General features: G+C 42.1%; 19 protein-coding genes, 2 tRNA genes and 1 pseudogene. 11 read left to right on the top strand and 11 right to left on the bottom strand.

Features of this window, described 5'->3' with window-relative positions:
* Positions 1 to 106 precede the first annotated feature (106 nt).
* From BK820_RS10390 to BK820_RS10375, 4 genes and pseudogenes are all read left to right on the top strand, one after another.
* On the top strand, positions 107 to 1,054 hold the full coding sequence (locus BK820_RS10390) for a homoserine kinase (protein WP_004813647.1): 948 nt from the start codon (positions 107 to 109) through the stop codon (positions 1,052 to 1,054).
* Between the two features lie 17 nt (positions 1,055 to 1,071).
* Positions 1,072 to 1,698 (top strand): DUF1294 domain-containing protein, encoded by a 627-nt coding sequence (locus BK820_RS10385; protein WP_004813646.1) that lies wholly within the window; start codon positions 1,072 to 1,074, stop codon positions 1,696 to 1,698.
* A gap of 25 nt (positions 1,699 to 1,723) precedes the next feature.
* The gene (locus BK820_RS10380) at positions 1,724 to 2,116 is read left to right on the top strand and encodes a DUF4870 family protein (protein ID WP_005220665.1); all 393 of its coding nucleotides are present in this window, start codon (positions 1,724 to 1,726) and stop codon (positions 2,114 to 2,116) included.
* 93 nt (positions 2,117 to 2,209) lie between these two features.
* A pseudogene (locus tag BK820_RS10375) lies at positions 2,210 to 2,557 on the top strand (FAD-binding oxidoreductase); the annotation flags it as partial.
* 81 nt (positions 2,558 to 2,638) lie between these two features.
* Here the strand turns inward: BK820_RS10375 and BK820_RS10370 are convergent.
* The 7 genes from BK820_RS10370 to hisB all read right to left on the bottom strand — a co-directional run bounded on the left by BK820_RS10370 (position 2,639) and on the right by hisB (position 8,412).
* On the bottom strand, positions 2,639 to 3,565 hold the full coding sequence (locus tag BK820_RS10370) for a DMT family transporter (RefSeq protein WP_071320863.1): 927 nt from the start codon (positions 3,563 to 3,565) through the stop codon (positions 2,639 to 2,641).
* Positions 3,566 to 3,637: 72 nt separating this feature from the next.
* Positions 3,638 to 4,360: a 1-(5-phosphoribosyl)-5-[(5-phosphoribosylamino)methylideneamino]imidazole-4-carboxamide isomerase gene (hisA, locus tag BK820_RS10365; protein WP_071320862.1), complete on the bottom strand. Its 723-nt coding sequence runs from the start codon at positions 4,358 to 4,360 to the stop codon at positions 3,638 to 3,640.
* 196 nt (positions 4,361 to 4,556) lie between these two features.
* Entirely contained in the window at positions 4,557 to 5,327 is a 771-nt protein-coding gene (locus tag BK820_RS10360) for a hypothetical protein (RefSeq protein ID WP_071320861.1), read from the bottom strand.
* A gap of 452 nt (positions 5,328 to 5,779) precedes the next feature.
* Positions 5,780 to 6,406 (bottom strand): 3'-5' exonuclease, encoded by a 627-nt coding sequence (locus BK820_RS10355; protein ID WP_071320860.1) that lies wholly within the window; start codon positions 6,404 to 6,406, stop codon positions 5,780 to 5,782.
* A 151-nt stretch (positions 6,407 to 6,557) separates the two neighbouring features.
* On the bottom strand, positions 6,558 to 7,067 hold the full coding sequence (locus BK820_RS10350; protein ID WP_071320859.1) for a DUF805 domain-containing protein: 510 nt from the start codon (positions 7,065 to 7,067) through the stop codon (positions 6,558 to 6,560).
* A 134-nt stretch (positions 7,068 to 7,201) separates the two neighbouring features.
* Positions 7,202 to 7,819 (bottom strand): imidazole glycerol phosphate synthase subunit HisH, encoded by a 618-nt coding sequence (hisH, locus tag BK820_RS10345; protein ID WP_071320858.1) that lies wholly within the window; start codon positions 7,817 to 7,819, stop codon positions 7,202 to 7,204.
* Complete coding sequence (hisB, locus tag BK820_RS10340) at positions 7,819 to 8,412, bottom strand: imidazoleglycerol-phosphate dehydratase HisB (protein ID WP_004813636.1); 594 nt, start codon at positions 8,410 to 8,412, stop codon at positions 7,819 to 7,821. Before hisB ends, hisH begins: the two co-directional genes overlap by 1 nt.
* Positions 8,413 to 8,508: 96 nt before the next feature.
* On the opposite strand from hisB, the gene BK820_RS10335 reads away from it, so the two are divergent.
* The 7 genes from BK820_RS10335 to tehB all read left to right on the top strand — a co-directional run bounded on the left by BK820_RS10335 (position 8,509) and on the right by tehB (position 12,829).
* Positions 8,509 to 8,886 carry a GNAT family N-acetyltransferase gene (locus tag BK820_RS10335; RefSeq protein ID WP_004813635.1) on the top strand — a complete coding sequence of 126 codons (378 nt, stop codon included), beginning with the start codon at positions 8,509 to 8,511 and terminating at the stop codon, positions 8,884 to 8,886.
* Between the two features lie 193 nt (positions 8,887 to 9,079).
* Positions 9,080 to 9,155: transfer RNA gene (locus tag BK820_RS10330), tRNA-Phe, on the top strand.
* 136 nt (positions 9,156 to 9,291) lie between these two features.
* Positions 9,292 to 9,367: transfer RNA gene (locus BK820_RS10325), tRNA-Phe, on the top strand.
* 273 nt (positions 9,368 to 9,640) lie between these two features.
* Complete coding sequence (locus BK820_RS10320; protein ID WP_071320857.1) at positions 9,641 to 10,159, top strand: hypothetical protein; 519 nt, start codon at positions 9,641 to 9,643, stop codon at positions 10,157 to 10,159.
* A gap of 248 nt (positions 10,160 to 10,407) precedes the next feature.
* Complete coding sequence (locus BK820_RS10315) at positions 10,408 to 10,911, top strand: hypothetical protein (RefSeq protein ID WP_071320856.1); 504 nt, start codon at positions 10,408 to 10,410, stop codon at positions 10,909 to 10,911.
* A 175-nt stretch (positions 10,912 to 11,086) separates the two neighbouring features.
* On the top strand, positions 11,087 to 11,836 hold the full coding sequence (locus tag BK820_RS10310) for a hypothetical protein (protein WP_071320855.1): 750 nt from the start codon (positions 11,087 to 11,089) through the stop codon (positions 11,834 to 11,836).
* A gap of 120 nt (positions 11,837 to 11,956) precedes the next feature.
* Complete coding sequence (gene tehB, locus BK820_RS10305) at positions 11,957 to 12,829, top strand: SAM-dependent methyltransferase TehB (protein ID WP_071320854.1); 873 nt, start codon at positions 11,957 to 11,959, stop codon at positions 12,827 to 12,829.
* 115 nt (positions 12,830 to 12,944) lie between these two features.
* On the opposite strand, the gene BK820_RS10300 is transcribed toward tehB, so the two are convergent.
* The 4 genes from BK820_RS10300 to fadA all read right to left on the bottom strand — a co-directional run bounded on the left by BK820_RS10300 (position 12,945) and on the right by fadA (position 16,281).
* A complete protein-coding gene (locus tag BK820_RS10300) occupies positions 12,945 to 13,370 on the bottom strand; it encodes a hypothetical protein (RefSeq protein WP_071320853.1) in 426 nt (141 codons plus the stop codon).
* Positions 13,371 to 13,502: 132 nt separating this feature from the next.
* Positions 13,503 to 14,294 carry a hypothetical protein gene (locus BK820_RS10295; protein ID WP_071320852.1) on the bottom strand — a complete coding sequence of 264 codons (792 nt, stop codon included), beginning with the start codon at positions 14,292 to 14,294 and terminating at the stop codon, positions 13,503 to 13,505.
* Between the two features lies 1 nt (position 14,295).
* Positions 14,296 to 15,060, bottom strand: coding sequence for a hypothetical protein (locus BK820_RS10290; protein WP_143045192.1), 765 nt, complete (start codon positions 15,058 to 15,060; stop codon positions 14,296 to 14,298).
* A 48-nt stretch (positions 15,061 to 15,108) separates the two neighbouring features.
* Positions 15,109 to 16,281 carry an acetyl-CoA C-acyltransferase FadA gene (gene fadA, locus BK820_RS10285; RefSeq protein WP_071320850.1) on the bottom strand — a complete coding sequence of 391 codons (1,173 nt, stop codon included), beginning with the start codon at positions 16,279 to 16,281 and terminating at the stop codon, positions 15,109 to 15,111.
* Positions 16,282 to 16,284: the final 3 nt, after the last annotated feature.

The raw sequence follows: 16,284 nt of genomic DNA, 5'->3' as shown, positions 1-16,284 counted from the left end.
TCCAATTATTACAGCCGATTATGAAACTCACCCACGCAAGCGCTACACCTTGGCAGATGGAAACGGTATTCTAGCAAAAATATGTAAGTTTTTTCGCAGGTTTTCTATGTCGGTTTATACCACTTTGACTTTAAAGGAAGTTCAGGATTTTGCAGCGCCTTATGGTCTCAAAGCGATTGATCTGATTCCCATTCAAGGAGGTATCCAGAACACCAACTACTTTCTGGTCTGTGAAGACCAGCAATATGTATTGACTGTGTTCGAGGACATGGATGAACAGGCTGCTGGTGAACTGGTTCCCGTACTTAAGCATCTGGGACAGGCAGGGGTGGCTGTGCCCGTCCCATTATCGCATTCAGGCAAGGCCATTCATAGCATCAAGGGTAAGCCAGCCCAGATCGCGCCACGGATGCTAGGCGAACATCCTATGCCAGCGACTAAGGCTCAGGCCGAAGCCATTGCCATTGCGCAGGCAAAAATGCATGTAGCACTAAAAGATTTTAAACTGGAACGCGAATTCGTACGTGATCATGCCTACTGGTATGCCGTGGCGCAGGAAATCAAGCCAACCCTGAATGCTGCTGATAATGTCCTGTTGGGTAAGTTGCTCGGCCTGTATGAGGCATTGACAGCCGTTTATACTGATCGCCCACGTGGCTTTATTCACTCAGATCTGTTCCGTGACAATACCCTGTTTGAGGGAGATCAGCTCAATGGCATTCTGGATTTTTATGAATTGAATAAAGATGAGCTGCTGTTTGATATTGCCATTACCTTAAATGACTTCTGCACAGATTATCCCGCAGTGACCTTGAATGAAGAACGTGCGGTTGCTTTTCTAAAGGCTTATGAAAGTATCCGTCCCTTGACTGAGGATGAAAAAGCCTGTCTGCAGCTTTACCTGGCGATGGCAGCCGGTCGTTTCTGGATGATGCGTTTACAAGTGGCACAGAAAAATGCGGCTCAAGGCCGTACCGGAAACGATATTCTGCAAAAGAATCCGGAAGAAATGCGTAATATGTTGATCGAACGACTTAAGTTTGTTACCGCTTAACCAACAGGAACAACAATATGCGTGATCAAGGGCGTTTGGTGGAATGGTTTGATGAAAAAGGCTATGGATTTATTCAGCCGAATGATGCCGGCAAGGAACGTGTGTTCCTGCACATTAAGGACTTTGCGCGCCCTGGTCCGCGCCCGATTGTTGGTTGTGCCTTGGATTATGCCGTGATTCTGGATGATCAGGGCCGTTATCGTGCTCAGCAGGTGACTTATCTCAAAGCTGCCCAGATCAAGGCGTTGACGGCTAAACAGAAAACAGTCATAAAGAATAAAAAAGAAAAATTGCAGCCGATGCAAATCCTCTGTGTGGGATATATTCTGGCGCTTGTGGTACTCAGTTTCAGTGGCCTGTTGAGCGGGATGGTAGTGTTGCTGATCAGCCTGATGAATGTATTGAGTTACTGGCTCTACGCCCAAGACAAGGAAGCAGCCCAATTGGGCAATCGCCGTATTCCTGAAAATGCGCTACATCTGGTGGCTTTTCTTGGAGGTTGGCCGGCAGCTTGGCTGGCCCAACAAAAACTGAGACATAAAACACAAAAACAACCATTCCGTCAGATTTATTTTTGTACCATAGCCTTTAACATCATTTTGATTCTATGGCTTATTTCCCCTTTAAACGGCTTAAATATTTAAGGGAAATTGATAAAAAGGAGAGGGTATGAACTATTCGATTGACAAGGACCCTAACCGCACACTGACTCTTATTCTATATATTCTTTATATTGTGGCGATCTTTACCGGTGGCCTGCTTGCTGTCATTGCGCTGGTAATTAACTATGTGAAACGCAGTTCGGTTCGCGGCACAATTTTCGAGAGCCATTTTACCTGGCAGATCCGCACCTTCTGGTGGTATCTGATCTGGAATATCGTTGCCTTTGTTCCATTTTTCTTCCTGTTCTTTACCGGTGAAGATCCGGATCTGTTTGCAGGTGTAGCATTTGGTGCCACCACTTTCTGCCTGATTGTGATTGGCTTGGCCTGGATCTGGATTGTGTATCGTGCAATTCGCGGGATTATGCGTTTGAATGATAATCTGCCGATGTATCGATAAATCAAATTGGGATCTGGAAAGAGCAGCATATCGCCGCTCTTTTTTATAGCTCTATGATTTTTGGCAGCAGAATATCCGAATGAAGTAGGCACTATTCAGCATGTCTTCCCGCAGTTAAAACAGGTCGAACTTAATTTTGTCTGGAGTGGTACAACTGATCTGACCATGAATGGCGCAGCCGACAGCCGCAAGTTTGGTGATAAATTTCCAATCTATGCAGTACAAGGTTGGAGTGGTCATGGCGTGGCGCGAACTGTGCGTATTGGCAAAGCGATTGCAGATGACTTCTGTGGCAAAGCCGATGACTTTAATATGTTAACCAGTATCCAGCATCAAGATATCCTATTTGGTCGAGTACTTGCACCGGTGGTGACTCTAATGGTGAAAACGGCCTATGATTTAAGTGCTTTGGTCAATCTGGGCAAAATGGTATCTTTTTAAAATTCAATATAGATATAAAAAATCCCCCTTTTTAAAAGGGGATTTAGGGGGGATTCATAAAGGGTTAGGGGGAGGGAAAAATTAAGAAAGATCTTCCTTCAATTCTTCCCTTTTTTCTGTTCTTAAAAACTTCGGTTTCCATTCACTGGCAATTACACCCAGTACCACCATTAATCCGCCCAATAAAGCCAGAGCAGGTAAACGTTCTCCAGCGAGTCGGCCAAACAGACTGGCCCAGATCGGTTCACCTGCATAGATGATGGCAGCCTGAGAAGGATCAACCATTTCCTGTGCCCAGTTCATGACCAGTTGAATCACTGCGCTGGCTATACCGAGGCCAACTAAAATGATGGCAAGGTGAGGATGGAACTCAGGTAGCAGAGGTTCGCCGAGCATTGCTGCCATAATAAAGCAGAACAGTGATGCGAAAATCAGCTGTAACACGGTCACGCGGCGCGTATTTACCTTCGGTGCAAAGTAACTGATAAAGATGATTTCAAGTGCAATTGCAATCGAACCCAAAATTGTCAGTAGCTGTCCAAAACTCAGTTGAATCGCACCAAAGCCATTTCCTGTTAAGAAGACCAGACCTAAAAAGGCAAGGGCTGCCCCAATCCATGTCATGACATGTGGTTTTTTACGAAACAGCAGCCATAGCAAGATAGGCACGAGTGGAACATATAATGCGGTTAAAAAGGCTGACTCACTACTGCTAATCGTTTGTAGTCCAACTGTTTGCGTGCCATAGCCCAGTGCAATGAGCAATCCGATGACCGCACCAGCAAAAACTTCAAAAGCGGTCATGCCTTTGAGATATTTCCAGGAAATGAGTGTCACGGCAATAGCAGCAGCCATAAAGCGCAAGGCGACAAAAAGCACGGGACTGGCAAAGGTCAGTCCGTATTTCACCACCACAAAGGTTGTACCCCAAATGATGGTAATTAAAATCAGAGAAAGCTGGGGGAGCTTCGCTTTCCATATTGAGGATTCAGAGGATAAGGTAGACATGGGAGATCAGTATTCAGGTAAAAACAAAAAGAGGCCCGAAGACCTCTTTTACAGCAACATCAATCTTTCAGATTAAGCGTCTAAAACCGCTTGTGCTTCACGAAGATTTAAAGTGCCCTCATAGATCGCACGACCAGTAATTGCGCCAAGAATACCCGGTTGGCCTTTTAAGCCATGAACATCATCGATATTAGTGACACCACCAGATGCAATCACTGGAAGACCTGAGTAAGTTGCCAGGTTCACAGTTTGCTCAATGTTCACACCTTGCATCATGCCGTCACGTGCGATGTCGGTATAGACAATGCTGGACACACCTGCATCTGCGAAACGTTTAGCCAGATCAGTCGCTTTCACATCACTCACATTGGCCCAACCATCCGTTGCGACCATGCCATTCATGGCGTCAATCCCAACAATGATATGACCAGCGAACTGTTTACAGGCTTCTTCAACAAACTCAGGCTCTTTCACTGCTTTTGTACCAATGATCACATAAGATACGCCTGCATCTAGGTAATGCTCAATAGTTTCCAGTGAACGGATACCACCACCGATTTGAATCGGTAAGTTTGGTTGTGCTTTAGCAATCGCTTCTACGACTGGCTTATGAATCGGGGTACCTGCAAAAGCACCGTTCAGATCAACCAGATGGAGACGACGCGCACCTTCATTTACCCAATGCTGCGCAGTAGCCACTGGATCATCAGAAAATACAGTATCGTCTTCCATACGACCTTGTTTTAAACGGACACATTTGCCATCTTTCAGGTCAATTGCAGGGATGATCAGCATGCTTTCGCTCCTGGCCTAATCGTCGATTGAATTTGAATGGCTGCCATCTTAACAAATAAACGGCGGATTTCTAAATCTAAATACTGAATCTTGCATATGAAAAAAACCTGTCATGGACAGGTTGGAGTGAGTGAGTACAGCTCATTGTTATTTTTATATCTGATCAGGCTGATCATTCAGCATGGATGAAATTCAATTAAACATATGCGAGATGAAGTTCCAGATCCAGTGAACCTACTTTGCCAAGCTGAGTACCCAGGTCATAAAGACCGTCATTGACTGCACCTGCTGTGGCGCCTACAGTTGTGACGATACCGCCAATAACTGGCAGATCCGCTGCCGTATCAGTAATCGGGGCAAGATCATCCAGCAGTGCATCGACAGTGCCTGAGACATCTTGCAGGACACCGCCCACACTCGCTACCGGATTACTGAGTACATCATTCACCAGATCTAGTGGCTGAATGCCAGCAACATAATCACCCGTTTCTGAAATTAGTCCACTCAGGTTAGAAGTAGTCTGCCCGACTGATGCAATCACATCACCGATGACTGGCAAAGAAAGCAGTGGAGCAGTCAGCGGCGCCGTAGTATCTAAAACGCTATCCAAGATATCTGAGACGCCATCTAAAGTTTGACCGACCAGGTCTGTAGTTCCATTTAGCAGTGTGTCTATACCATCAGATAAATCTCCCTGTAATAGCTGGTCTGATACGGCATGCACGCCTTGACTCACATCTGCTAACAGTCCTGTACTGGTATCCAGGACAGTTTTTAACGTATCGCCAACTACAGGTAATTGTGTCAGTGCGTCCGTCAAAGGTGCCGTCAGGGTACTGACTGTTTCAACCACTTCATCAACTAAGGTAATAACCGCCTTAGTCAGGAAGCCTACAGCTTTGCTAATACCTTGCACTGCCAGTGTGAATACCCCATTGAACTTACCGCCGCCCAATAAACTTGCCATGATTTTTACCCTCTAGAAATTTGAATCACTTAACGATGGAGAATTGTTATGTACATCATGTTTTAGCAAAAATCTGCCAAATTTATAGAGCCTAGAACCATAATTTTGACCATAAGTCAGGAAAATGTTATGGAAAATTCATGTTTATCAAGGGATTGATAATAATTTTATATTTGTGAAAAAATGTAATTAAAAACAATGGTTTATATTGGTTATTTTGGTGCTTGTAAAGGAAGGGTAGTGTTATTTTTGTGCATTTCTATCGTTTAGCTTAATGTTCAATTGAAAGAATAGTAAAAAAGTTGAGTAATTTACTCAGATTTTTAGAAAAAGTGATTATTCTTTTGCTGAATTTTGGTGCGTTATATAGTTTACATTACCTTACAATCGGTCGGCGCTTAATTTCTCAAGTAACAGTGTTAAGGAACATCCAGAAGCAATGATGGTTTTCTTTAGGAAAGTTTCAATTCTCGGCTTAGGAGTTTCCGTTGCCAAAGTTCTTCTAGAATCAAAATACAGGCATAAGCATCCGCAGCCGCGTATTCAATTTGAGCCTGACTGAGTTTTCGTGCTGCCCAGTTAGATGTACTGATTCTTTTGGACTTTGGGAGATTCACCTGGAACAGGAGTGCCATCGCATTTCTGACCCCAACAGCCTGTTTAAGCTCAAAACTGCCAAAGCATTTGGAGAGTTCCAGTACCCCATTCAGTTCAACGCCTTTTTTACGAAACAGATGCTTGTCATTTTTTAAGCCAAAGCCAGCTTTCATCTGATTGGGATTAGCAAATATCGGCTGTAAAAAATGCCATAGTTCCGTATTCATTTGAAATAAATACGCCCTTTCTCGGGTAGCTAACTGAATTAAATGCGGTCCTGTAGACTGTTCACCGGCTTTAAATATGGGCTTGGATTCTGAGTCAAAGCCAAAGACTTGTACCTGTTCAAGTTCTTCACGTATTACTTGTGCCTGTTGAAGATTCTGAATCACAATAATTTTTTCAAAGGAGATATTTTGAAATCGTGGAAGTGTGGCGATCTCTTCTTTGGTGGGTAAAATTGGAGAATGAAGGGCATCCATGACGAGTCTGTGTGGGTCCGTGTATGAAGATGCAGCTTAAGACTTTTTCAATTCAGTCTAAAGCGCTTTTAAGAAAATTATTTTTAAATCAAGATGAAAAGCCAGACCTATTTTTAGATCTGGCTTCTGAATTGAGTTGACTGGATTAAACTTATTGCTGTTGCAAAGTTGCCTGTTTTGCACGATTGACATAGTCCTGATAAGAGGGAACAGCCATCGCTGCTACAATCCCCAAAACAATCAGCAGAATATAAAGAATCGCCAGTACATTTTCCCAGCCACGTGTGGTACGGGGGTGTCCAAACTGGTTGTGATTGCGGTTACCCGGAGCAAACAGAGCATACAAGGCAAATAAAATATTGGCGATAGGTACCAGCATCAGCAAAGACAGCCAGCCGCTATGGTTTCGGTCATGCAAGCGACGAATTAAAAAGATGATACTGAAATAAATTACTGCAATATAAATTAATCCCATGACTACCAGTGATAGCATAGGCAAGGAGCCATCTGGACTCAGAAATGGATTTGCGCCTGGTAGAATGACAGCAGCTAAAATACCGACAAGCATTAAACAAAAGCCCATCAGCATATTCCAGGCCAGATATGAACGACGCCCAAAACGTCCCCCTGCATTTAAAGCAGAATCATTTAAATTACTCATTGTTATTTCCTTGTTTTTATCATTAAGATTTTTATAAGTAAATGAATGATATAGTAATTTATTAAAAAATAAAAGATTAAATATTGAGCAATAAAAAACCCGCTTCAAGCGGGTTTTTTTAAACATGGATAGGATTAGATATTCCATTCCACGAAGTTTTTCAGCAGTTGTAAACCTGCGGTATGGCTTTTTTCCGGGTGGAACTGGGTCGCAAACAGATTTTCTTTATGCAGTGCCGTACAGAATTCTAAACCATAGTCACATGTCGCAGCCACGATGCTTGGATCTTTCGGCTCTACATAGAAGCTGTGTACGAAATAGAAACGTGCATCCTGTTCAATGTCTTTCCACATTGGATGACCTGGATCAGCCTGATGCACCTGGTTCCAGCCCATATGCGGTACTTTTAGACCTTCCACATCCGGGAAGCGTTTCACTTCGCCTTCAAAAATACCCAGTGCATCTGCGCCGCCATTTTCTTCAGAACGTTGCATCAGCGCCTGCATACCGACACAGATTGCCAGTACCGGCTTATTGAACACCGCATGACGCACCACATCATCAATACCTGCTTCATGCATACCGTGCATACAGTCACGCATTGCGCCTACACCCGGGAAAACAATCTTGTCTGCCTGAGCAATCAGCTTCGGATCATTGGTCACATCTACTGTAGCACCGACATGTTCTAATGCTTTGGCAGCGGAGTGAAGATTTCCCATGCCATAGTCAAGAAGGGCAATACGGGTCATTACAGGGTACCTTTGGTTGAAGCAACAGTATTGGCAGCACGTGGATCAACTTCACATGCCATACGCAATGCACGGGCAAACGCCTTAAATACGCTTTCAATCTGATGGTGACTGTTTTTACCTTTTAGGTTGTCAATATGTAAAGTCATCAGCGAGTGATTTACAAAGCCCTGGAAGAATTCAGAGAACAGGTCTACATCAAAACGGCCAATCATGGCACGGGTAAATGGAATATCCATAAACAGACCCGGACGACCAGACAGATCAACCACGACACGGCTCAAAGACTCATCCAGCGGGGCATAGAAGTGACCATAACGGCGTAAACCTTTCTTGTCACCCAATGCTTGTGCAAAGGCTTGACCCAGGGTAATACCACAGTCTTCTACAGTATGGTGATCGTCAATTTCCAGGTCGCCGTCACAATGAATATCAATATCAAACAGACCATGTCGCTTGATTTGATCAATCATATGATCTAAAAATGGAATACCAGTATTTAAAGTGCCTTGACCAGACCCATCGAGATTCAAGCGAACTCGAATTTTGGTTTCGTTGGTATTTCTTACCACTTCACTGATACGATCTGTCATAGACACGTTCCTCAAATACGTCAAAATGATTGATGTAGAAAATATTTTCGCCGTGACGACGTCACCGCATATTAGATTGCTCAGGAGGGTTTATCAATGCCTATAACCGTACATGCCTATACTTCTTTGGAAAATGATGAAGTGCGCAGCCAGCTTGAGCGACTGTATGACACCAGCCCGGAGTTTAGTGATGGGGCCGATGCCATGGAACAACTAGAGCAAAACCTGCAACAGTATACCGTACTTTATACCGCAGAATTTAATACCCGTATTATTGGTGCGATCTGGTGCACGGGTCAAGGCGAAACCCGCCTGCTGGAGTATGTCGTTGTACATCCGGCCAATCGTGGACGTGGGGTTGCAGAAAGGCTGGTCAGTGAAGCCTGCCGAATGGAAGAAGAAAAAGGTGTAAAGGTGTTTGAACCTGGCTGTGGCGCGATTCATCGCTGTCTAGCGCATATTGAAAAAATTTAAACTTTTCTTGTATCAAGGCAGCCTCAGGGCTGCTTTTTTATGCAAATTTTTGACTGAAAATGAATAATTTAGGCCATTTTAATTAAAAATTAAACAAGTGATAATTAAATCTGCTGCAAAAGTAGACGATTGATAAAAATTATACTTTTCATGCTTGACGGCATTGGGCTGAAACGGTTTAATACGCGTCATCGGCGTGATAGCTCAGTAGGTAGAGCAACGGATTGAAAATCCGTGTGTCCCCAGTTCGATCCTGGGTCTCGCCACCATATTCCAAACGATTTAAAGTTTTCAATCCCTGATCCCATCAGGGATTTTTTTTTGGGTCAAATTTTACACATTCAATCATTTTTTTTCTAATTTCGATTGACTAATGTGTGCAGATACGGCTTAATACACCGCATCGGCGTGATAGCTCAGTAGGTAGAGCAACGGATTGAAAATCCGTGTGTCCCCAGTTCGATCCTGGGTCTCGCCACCATATTCAAAAAACCTCAAACCATGTTTGAGGTTTTTTTTCGCCTGTCATTTTGTTATTCAATAGAAAATGATCTTTGCTTATTATCCGGCTTTGAAACTGTGAGCGTCATATGCTTTTAGGTTTCGAGATCATTTTCCTGAGATGCCATTCATCCGAGCAGGCATGAGTTGTCCAAATAATCCAGGTAATCTAATAGATAAGAATATTAAAAATAGTTTATGACATCTGCAGTTATACAACTTGGGTGATAGAAAATAAGGGGGAGGCAAGACAATGAATATTATGACAATTTCTGCATTTTGGTTTGCATTTGGAATCATGCTGGGCACATTCAGCATGGGAGCACTAGCCGACGATGATAAAGTAGCGGTAACGCTGCCGACCTTGACCGTGATGGCGGAACCTGAACTGAGCAATCAAACTGGTTATGTTCCTTTTGTCCAGGAAGAAAAGACTCAGCGTGCCTTACAGCATCAGGTGATGCGCAGTTCCAAGGAAGCCCAGAATTTTGTACTGAATGCAGAGGTGATCGAAAATCTGGATTTTCAGCCGCAGAGCCAGCCTGACTTTAGTTCGGTTTCTCCAATGCTGCAGCAATATGTCATGAGTATTGCCCAAGGCCTACAATCCAGTGATCCAACTCAGGGTTTAAATATCATGCTACAGCCGCTGGGGATAGATCGTAGCAATAGCCAATCTGCTGAATATCGTTTTCAACTGCAAATTAATCCGAGCACGATCAAACTCGGTATGCAGGATTATTTCAATAAACTTTCCCCTGCTCTCCCTTAAGCTCAAAGCAAGCAATCTAATCTTAAGTCTTTGAATCCTCGTTAGTCGGGGATTTTTTATATCTGGAATTTGCGAGAGATTTACCTTTTATTCAAAAGCAATCTGCATAAAAACCGTTTACATCGAACACCAGTAATCATACGGTATTAACCGTCTATCGACGCTCACAGTAATACTCAGCACCTTTACATAAGTTCAAGCAAGAATAAGGTTTCTCCCACTGAAATGACGATGCGGAGGTTTTCCTTATGCGTCCCCTCGACACAACTTTTCTGATGCTACTGAGTCTGTTTACTGCACTGCGTCTGATTAATGCACATGCTGCACCCGATTCCGTCACCTTGCCGACACTGACTGTGATGGCAGATCGTGAACTGCGTGAAGAAACCGAGTTCATGCTTCCCCTGCAAGAACAATCCAGCCAGAAACAGGCCTTAAAGATGCGAATGATGAAGATTGAACGCGAACTGCAAGACTATACGGTTAATGCTGACTTCGCGGGTGATATCGAAATTCTGCCTACCACCAATCCGGCACGACTGGATAACCTGCCACCAGGGCTGCAACAGTATGTGCAGGCCATTGCCGATGGTTTGCGTTCTCCTGATCCACGTGATGGTATTTATCTGATGCTGGTGCCATTTGGTATTAACCGCGATGCCACTTCAGTTCAGGCGGCTCGGGAACAGTTTAATCCGAATAATGTTGACCGAACGCTGATTAATGAATGGTGTGCTGCCAACGGTTGCTAGGCAGGATTAAACGATTCAGAGCTGGCTTAAAAAAGGAATTTCAGTGAAATTTCCTCGTAGCATGAACTATGTTCCTGCATAGGGTTTTTGTATAGAACAATTGATTTATGTCTAAAAAATCAGCATATTGGTTAAAAGTAAACCTATACATAACTTGCAGCAGGGGAGCATGTGCATGCCGCGTGTCTTTATGATCCTGGCTGGTGCGACACTTGTTGTCTTTGCATGGCTATTTTATCAATACACTGCGCAACAGCAGGAAGAAGCCGAGCTGATCGAATATGAAATTGTTCTGAATGAAAAGACAGCTGAAATCTTTGAACAGGCACAGGACTGGAGCCAGCCGATTCAGTTGGACATTGAAGAAGACCGTCTGGATGGTGATTATGCGGTCATGGCGGAATATGTATTGGGACAGATGCGAGATCGCGCTGAAGAACGTAATCAGTATTTACGAGATCTGAAAGCAGCGAACTGGGAGCATTTTCTGGATATTGACCGTCTGGAGAAAGATCAGGCGCAAGGTTATCAAGAAACTGAGACCATGCTCAAGCAGGTGCATCAGATTGTGCAGAACTATGAGCCGACCATCCAGCGCCGTGAAGAAAGCCAGATTGAACAGGTCAAGCGGCTCGATATCAAGCAGCGTTATCGTCAGCAGTTGGCACAGAACCTGAAAGCAACCCAGCAGGAAAGTGATGCTTATGCCATCTTCGAAATTGAAAAGCAGAGTCTGGCCAAGGCTGATCAGCTATTTGCCTTGCTCAAGAAATATAAATGGGAAAAACGCAACCGCATGTTTATGTTCCATGATGAAAAAGCGGTGCAGCCCTTTATCGCATTGTATAAAGATATTGAAAACCTGAATAAACAGATGCAGCAAATTAAGACCAAAAATCAGAAAATTGTCGAAGAAGCTTTGTAGCCTGAAAGAGTCATTTAGCTATAAATCATCCTGAGCATGGTGCCAAAAACAGAAGCATGCTATAGATAAACAGGAAATTATCAGTTGAATAAAATGGTGCGAGAACAGGAGCAATGCTGCATGACTCAGGACTTAGTCTGTTATAAGGAAATGCCGATCTGGACACAGGAGCAGATTCCTCAGGGCTTTCAGCGTCCGCATAATACCAAGGCGGGTACTTGGGCCAAACTGACAGTCTTAAAAGGTGAGCTGATTTTTGCCTTGGTTGATGAAGGCGGAGAAGTGCAATCTACTCATGTTTTTACACCTGAGCAGCAACCGCCATTGATTGAACCGCAGCGCTGGCATCAGATTGTCTCTGCCAGTGCAGATGTGGAATGCCAGTTAAAATTCTATTGCGCCCCACAAGATTATTTTCATAAAAAATATGCGATTTCTCCAACACATTCTGAAATTGTGGCTGCTACGCCTTACTTAAGCAGTGGTCGCGCACTGGATGTCGGCTGCGGAGAAGGACGGAATTCGTTGTATTTAAACCAGATGGGCTATGAGGTTGATGCCTGGGATGTGAACTCCCAGAGTCTGGAAAAATTTCAGAAAATTATTGATGCTGAAGATATTCAGCAGATTCATATTGCACAGCGGGATTTGAATGCCGACCCAAGTATTTCTGGCAGCTATGATTTTATCTGCTGTACCGTAGTGATGATGTTCCTGCAAGCCAAGACCGTTCCAGCACTGATTGTTCAAATGCAGCAGGCGACCAAAGTGAATGGCTATAACCTGATTGTGTGTGCCATGGATACTGATGACATTCCAGCCCAGCCAGATTTTCCTTTTGCCTTTAAGCAAGGTGAATTAAGTGCCTTATATCAAGACTGGAAGCTGATTAAATACAATGAGGATGTTGGTGAGCTATATCGCAGGGATGAGCAGGGTAACCGGATTAAACAACATTTTGCCACGATGCTGGCGCAGAAGGTCTCAGCTTAATTTTTTTAATATTTGAAAAATACAGGCTGATTACTTAGTCGCAGGCCGTATTTAAAAATAGATGATAATAAAAAGGGATGTCAGATGACATCCCTTTGCAGTTTAAATTGCAGGATTAAGCTGCTTTTTTAAACCAAGAGAACCAGCCTTTTTTCTCAGCTTTTACGTCTGCTTGAGCAGCTTCAGCTTTTTCAGCAGCTGCGTCTTTTACTTCAGCAGCAGTTTCAACAGTTGCTTCTTTCGTTTCTGCTACTTGTGTTTTTGCAGCTTCAACTTGTTGTTCTGCTGTTGCTTGTGCAGTTTCTACTTGAGCAGTTGTTTCAGTTTTTACAGTTTCAACTTTTGTTTCAGTTGCTTGTTTGGCATCAGCAACAGTTGCTTGAGCAGCTTCAACTTTTGCTTGCGCAGGTGCAACCGCTTCTGTAGCAACAGTTTGAACTGTAGTAGTTGTAGCGGCAGGTGCTACTTGAGCTTCAGTTGCCATTGCCGATGCAGAAGTTGCTAGGATTGCAGTCGCAAGCATTGTTTTAAGCATGTTCATATAAACCCCTTAAGGATGTAGGATAAAAGAGGCTTGATCATACGCTTATAAGAATTTAAGTAATTCATAATTAAGGTTTTAATGGTTGAAAAATAAACTAATTTTACAAAGGGATAACATTACTAAGAAAAGTTAAGGGGTATTAATTATTTTTTCTAGTAAAGTTGATTTCAGAGGAAAAGGAGTCTGATTTTTTGATATATATTGTAAAGCTAATGCTTCATTTTTTTTATTTAATGAATAACCATGAAAAATAAAAATAGCTACAATTATAAAGGAAATAAGCCACATAAAATTAAAGTAAGCTTTTTTAATTTTTTCATTAAGGAAATAAAAAAACAATATGAGGAATCCTAAGATACAAGACCACATTAATAAAGTAATTGTAAGGGTTTCTTCAATTGAGGTAGCTTTTGAGAAAATATTTACATTTACTGAAATAAAAGTAAAAAAAGCTGCAAAAAGTGCAATTGTTGTGAAAACTGAATTTCTAGCATCTTTAATTTCATTTTCTGCTTTTAATACGATTTTATCTAAATCCTTCGTTTTGTTTGTCACTTGGGTATTAATTTGGGTCGTAGTTGATTGAATTAAAGCCTGTTTTATTTCTTGAGATTGTTGAGCTAATTGCTCTTCTATTGTTTTGATAAGCTGAGTTTTCATATTTTTAGTTTGAGTTGTAATTTTCTTTTCATTACTTTTTTCTAATGCATTATTGTAATTCGTAATTTCTTTAAAATACTCCTTTAGCTGTTCTTTGATAATAGCCTCAATTTGTTCTTGATTAAGTGTATTTTCTTGATTTTGAAATGATATTTTTTGTGGATATCTACTAAAATTAGTAGAAAAATTTGTGCTCGAGGAATTGTTTTCTCTAGATGAAGTTGTTAAAAATTGAGTAGAATTATTTTGTGAATCAGACATATTAAGCTAACTCATTATCAATATAATTTGATTCTAAATATATTTTTGAATAGGTTGCAAATTTTTCTAATATAGTCAAGTCTAATGGGAGACTATTAAATTGATCAGAGTTTATATCAATAGTAATTAATAATACAGGTTCATTATTTTTTTGATATGTAGTCTCCTGAATATTAATTGATCCTGATTCTAGTTGAAAAACATGATTTAATTTTAAAAAATCTATAGTTTGTCTTTCGACAAGACGAATATTACATTCAATATAGTCCTTATCGATTGTAGAACTTAAATAATTATCTGAAATATATTTAGCAGGTTCAGAAATTATTTTATAATTTCTTGAAACTGCTCCAATTCTAATGATTTTAAAGCTAAATTCTTTAATTAAGTTTTCAGAAATTTTATAAATTAAATCCATAAAATTTTCTAAACAAGAAATTTTTTCATTATTAGCTATAAACTGTACCTGATTTCCCGATATTTGAAGACGAATTAAACCGTCATGAGTTTCCATACTCATACGTGGAATTTCGTTTGGTACTTCTATGCCTATAGGTAAGGGAAAGTAATTCGCAGGAGATATAAATGGAATGCCGGTGATTTCTCTTATTACAGATGAAATTTTTTCTAATTTTTGCTGTAAATCATTTAAAGGAAGAAAAGTAATCACAGATAAGTATTCAAGAGTTTTTACTTTCGAGTCCATAGTTAAATTTTGAATCATTAATTTATTGCTATTTATAGCGTATAATTTTTTATCTAACAAGTAAAACCCCGCAATAAGCGGGGTTCTTTTTGTCGATGTATTTAAGAATTAAACACGTTCGATCACTGTTGCAATACCTTGACCTAGGCCGATACACATGGTCGCAAGACCGATTTGAGTATCTTGTTGTTCCATCACGTTCAACAACGTTGTTGTGATACGCGCACCAGAACAACCCAATGGATGACCCAATGCAATCGCGCCACCGTTATGGTTCACAATGTCTTGCTTGTCATAAATGCCTAAGCCTTTAAGAACAGACAGACCTTGTGCAGCAAATGCTTCGTTCAATTCAAACGTTTGAATATCAGAAATCGCAAGACCAGCGCGTTTAAGTGCTTTTTGTGTTGCCGGAACCGGACCAAAGCCCATGATCGCAGCATCACAGCCTGCAACCGCCATAGAGCGAATTACAGCACGTGGCTTAAGACCCAACGCTTGCGCACGTTCAGCAGACATCAATAACATTGCAGACGCACCGTCAGACAACGCTGAAGAAGTCGCAGCAGTCACAGAACCGCTTTTCGGATCGAATACTGGACGTAATGCTTTGAACGCTTCAAGGTTTGCATCAGGACGAATTACTTCGTCGATGTCGCAAAGCTGTTTAAAACCGTTGGCATCATGACCTTCAATACCGATGATTTCGTTCTTGAAACGACCTTCCTGAGTCGCAGCCCAAGCACGGCGATGAGATTCAACACCGAACGCATCCTGTTCTTCACGACTAATACCGTTCATACGACCAAGCATTTCAGCAGTTAAGCCCATCATGTTCGACGCTTTTGCATAGTGCTTAGACGCTTCAGGGTTCAGGTCGATGCCGTGCATCATACCTACGTGACCCATATGCTCAACACCACCAATGATGAACACATCACCTTGGCCAGTCATGATTTGTGCCGCAGCAGTATGGATTGCCTGCATAGACGAACCACACAGACGGTTAACCGTTTGACCTGCAACAGTCTTAGGAAGATCTGCCAGTAACGCGATGTTACGACCGATGTTCATACCTTGTTCTAGAGTCTGGTTTACACAGCCCCAGATTACGTCTTCAACTTCGTTGACATCGAACTGGTTACGAGCAACAAGCGCACGTACGAGTTCAGCAGAAAGGCTGTCAGCACGTACATTGCGGAACATACCATTTTTGGTTTTACCCATTGCTGAACGTACGCCATCAACGATGACAACGTCACGTGGATTTAAAGTAGCCATTCA

Source organism: Acinetobacter sp. LCT-H3 (genome assembly GCF_001866125.1).
Lineage (GTDB): Bacteria > Pseudomonadota > Gammaproteobacteria > Pseudomonadales > Moraxellaceae > Acinetobacter > Acinetobacter schindleri.
The sequence above is the reverse complement of the archived record's forward strand: the minus strand, read 5'-3'. Positions and strand labels throughout refer to the sequence as shown.

Bases quoted from the DNA above. Each gene is read 5' to 3' on its own strand.
- BK820_RS10390 (WP_004813647.1), top strand. From the start codon at position 107: ATGTCGGTTTATACCACTTTGACTTTAAAGGAAGTTCAGGATTTTGCA.
- BK820_RS10385 (WP_004813646.1), top strand. From the start codon at position 1,072: ATGCGTGATCAAGGGCGTTTGGTGGAATGGTTTGATGAAAAAGGCTAT.
- BK820_RS10380 (WP_005220665.1), top strand. From the start codon at position 1,724: ATGAACTATTCGATTGACAAGGACCCTAACCGCACACTGACTCTTATT.
- BK820_RS10370 (WP_071320863.1), bottom strand. From the start codon at position 3,565: ATGTCTACCTTATCCTCTGAATCCTCAATATGGAAAGCGAAGCTCCCC.
- hisA (WP_071320862.1), bottom strand. From the start codon at position 4,360: ATGCTGATCATCCCTGCAATTGACCTGAAAGATGGCAAATGTGTCCGT.
- BK820_RS10360 (WP_071320861.1), bottom strand. From the start codon at position 5,327: ATGGCAAGTTTATTGGGCGGCGGTAAGTTCAATGGGGTATTCACACTG.
- BK820_RS10355 (WP_071320860.1), bottom strand. From the start codon at position 6,406: ATGGATGCCCTTCATTCTCCAATTTTACCCACCAAAGAAGAGATCGCC.
- BK820_RS10350 (WP_071320859.1), bottom strand. From the start codon at position 7,067: ATGAGTAATTTAAATGATTCTGCTTTAAATGCAGGGGGACGTTTTGGG.
- hisH (WP_071320858.1), bottom strand. From the start codon at position 7,819: ATGACCCGTATTGCCCTTCTTGACTATGGCATGGGAAATCTTCACTCC.
- hisB (WP_004813636.1), bottom strand. From the start codon at position 8,412: ATGACAGATCGTATCAGTGAAGTGGTAAGAAATACCAACGAAACCAAA.
- BK820_RS10335 (WP_004813635.1), top strand. From the start codon at position 8,509: ATGCCTATAACCGTACATGCCTATACTTCTTTGGAAAATGATGAAGTG.
- BK820_RS10320 (WP_071320857.1), top strand. From the start codon at position 9,641: ATGAATATTATGACAATTTCTGCATTTTGGTTTGCATTTGGAATCATG.
- BK820_RS10315 (WP_071320856.1), top strand. From the start codon at position 10,408: ATGCGTCCCCTCGACACAACTTTTCTGATGCTACTGAGTCTGTTTACT.
- BK820_RS10310 (WP_071320855.1), top strand. From the start codon at position 11,087: ATGCCGCGTGTCTTTATGATCCTGGCTGGTGCGACACTTGTTGTCTTT.
- tehB (WP_071320854.1), top strand. From the start codon at position 11,957: ATGACTCAGGACTTAGTCTGTTATAAGGAAATGCCGATCTGGACACAG.
- BK820_RS10300 (WP_071320853.1), bottom strand. From the start codon at position 13,370: ATGAACATGCTTAAAACAATGCTTGCGACTGCAATCCTAGCAACTTCT.
- BK820_RS10295 (WP_071320852.1), bottom strand. From the start codon at position 14,294: ATGTCTGATTCACAAAATAATTCTACTCAATTTTTAACAACTTCATCT.
- fadA (WP_071320850.1), bottom strand. From the start codon at position 16,281: ATGGCTACTTTAAATCCACGTGACGTTGTCATCGTTGATGGCGTACGT.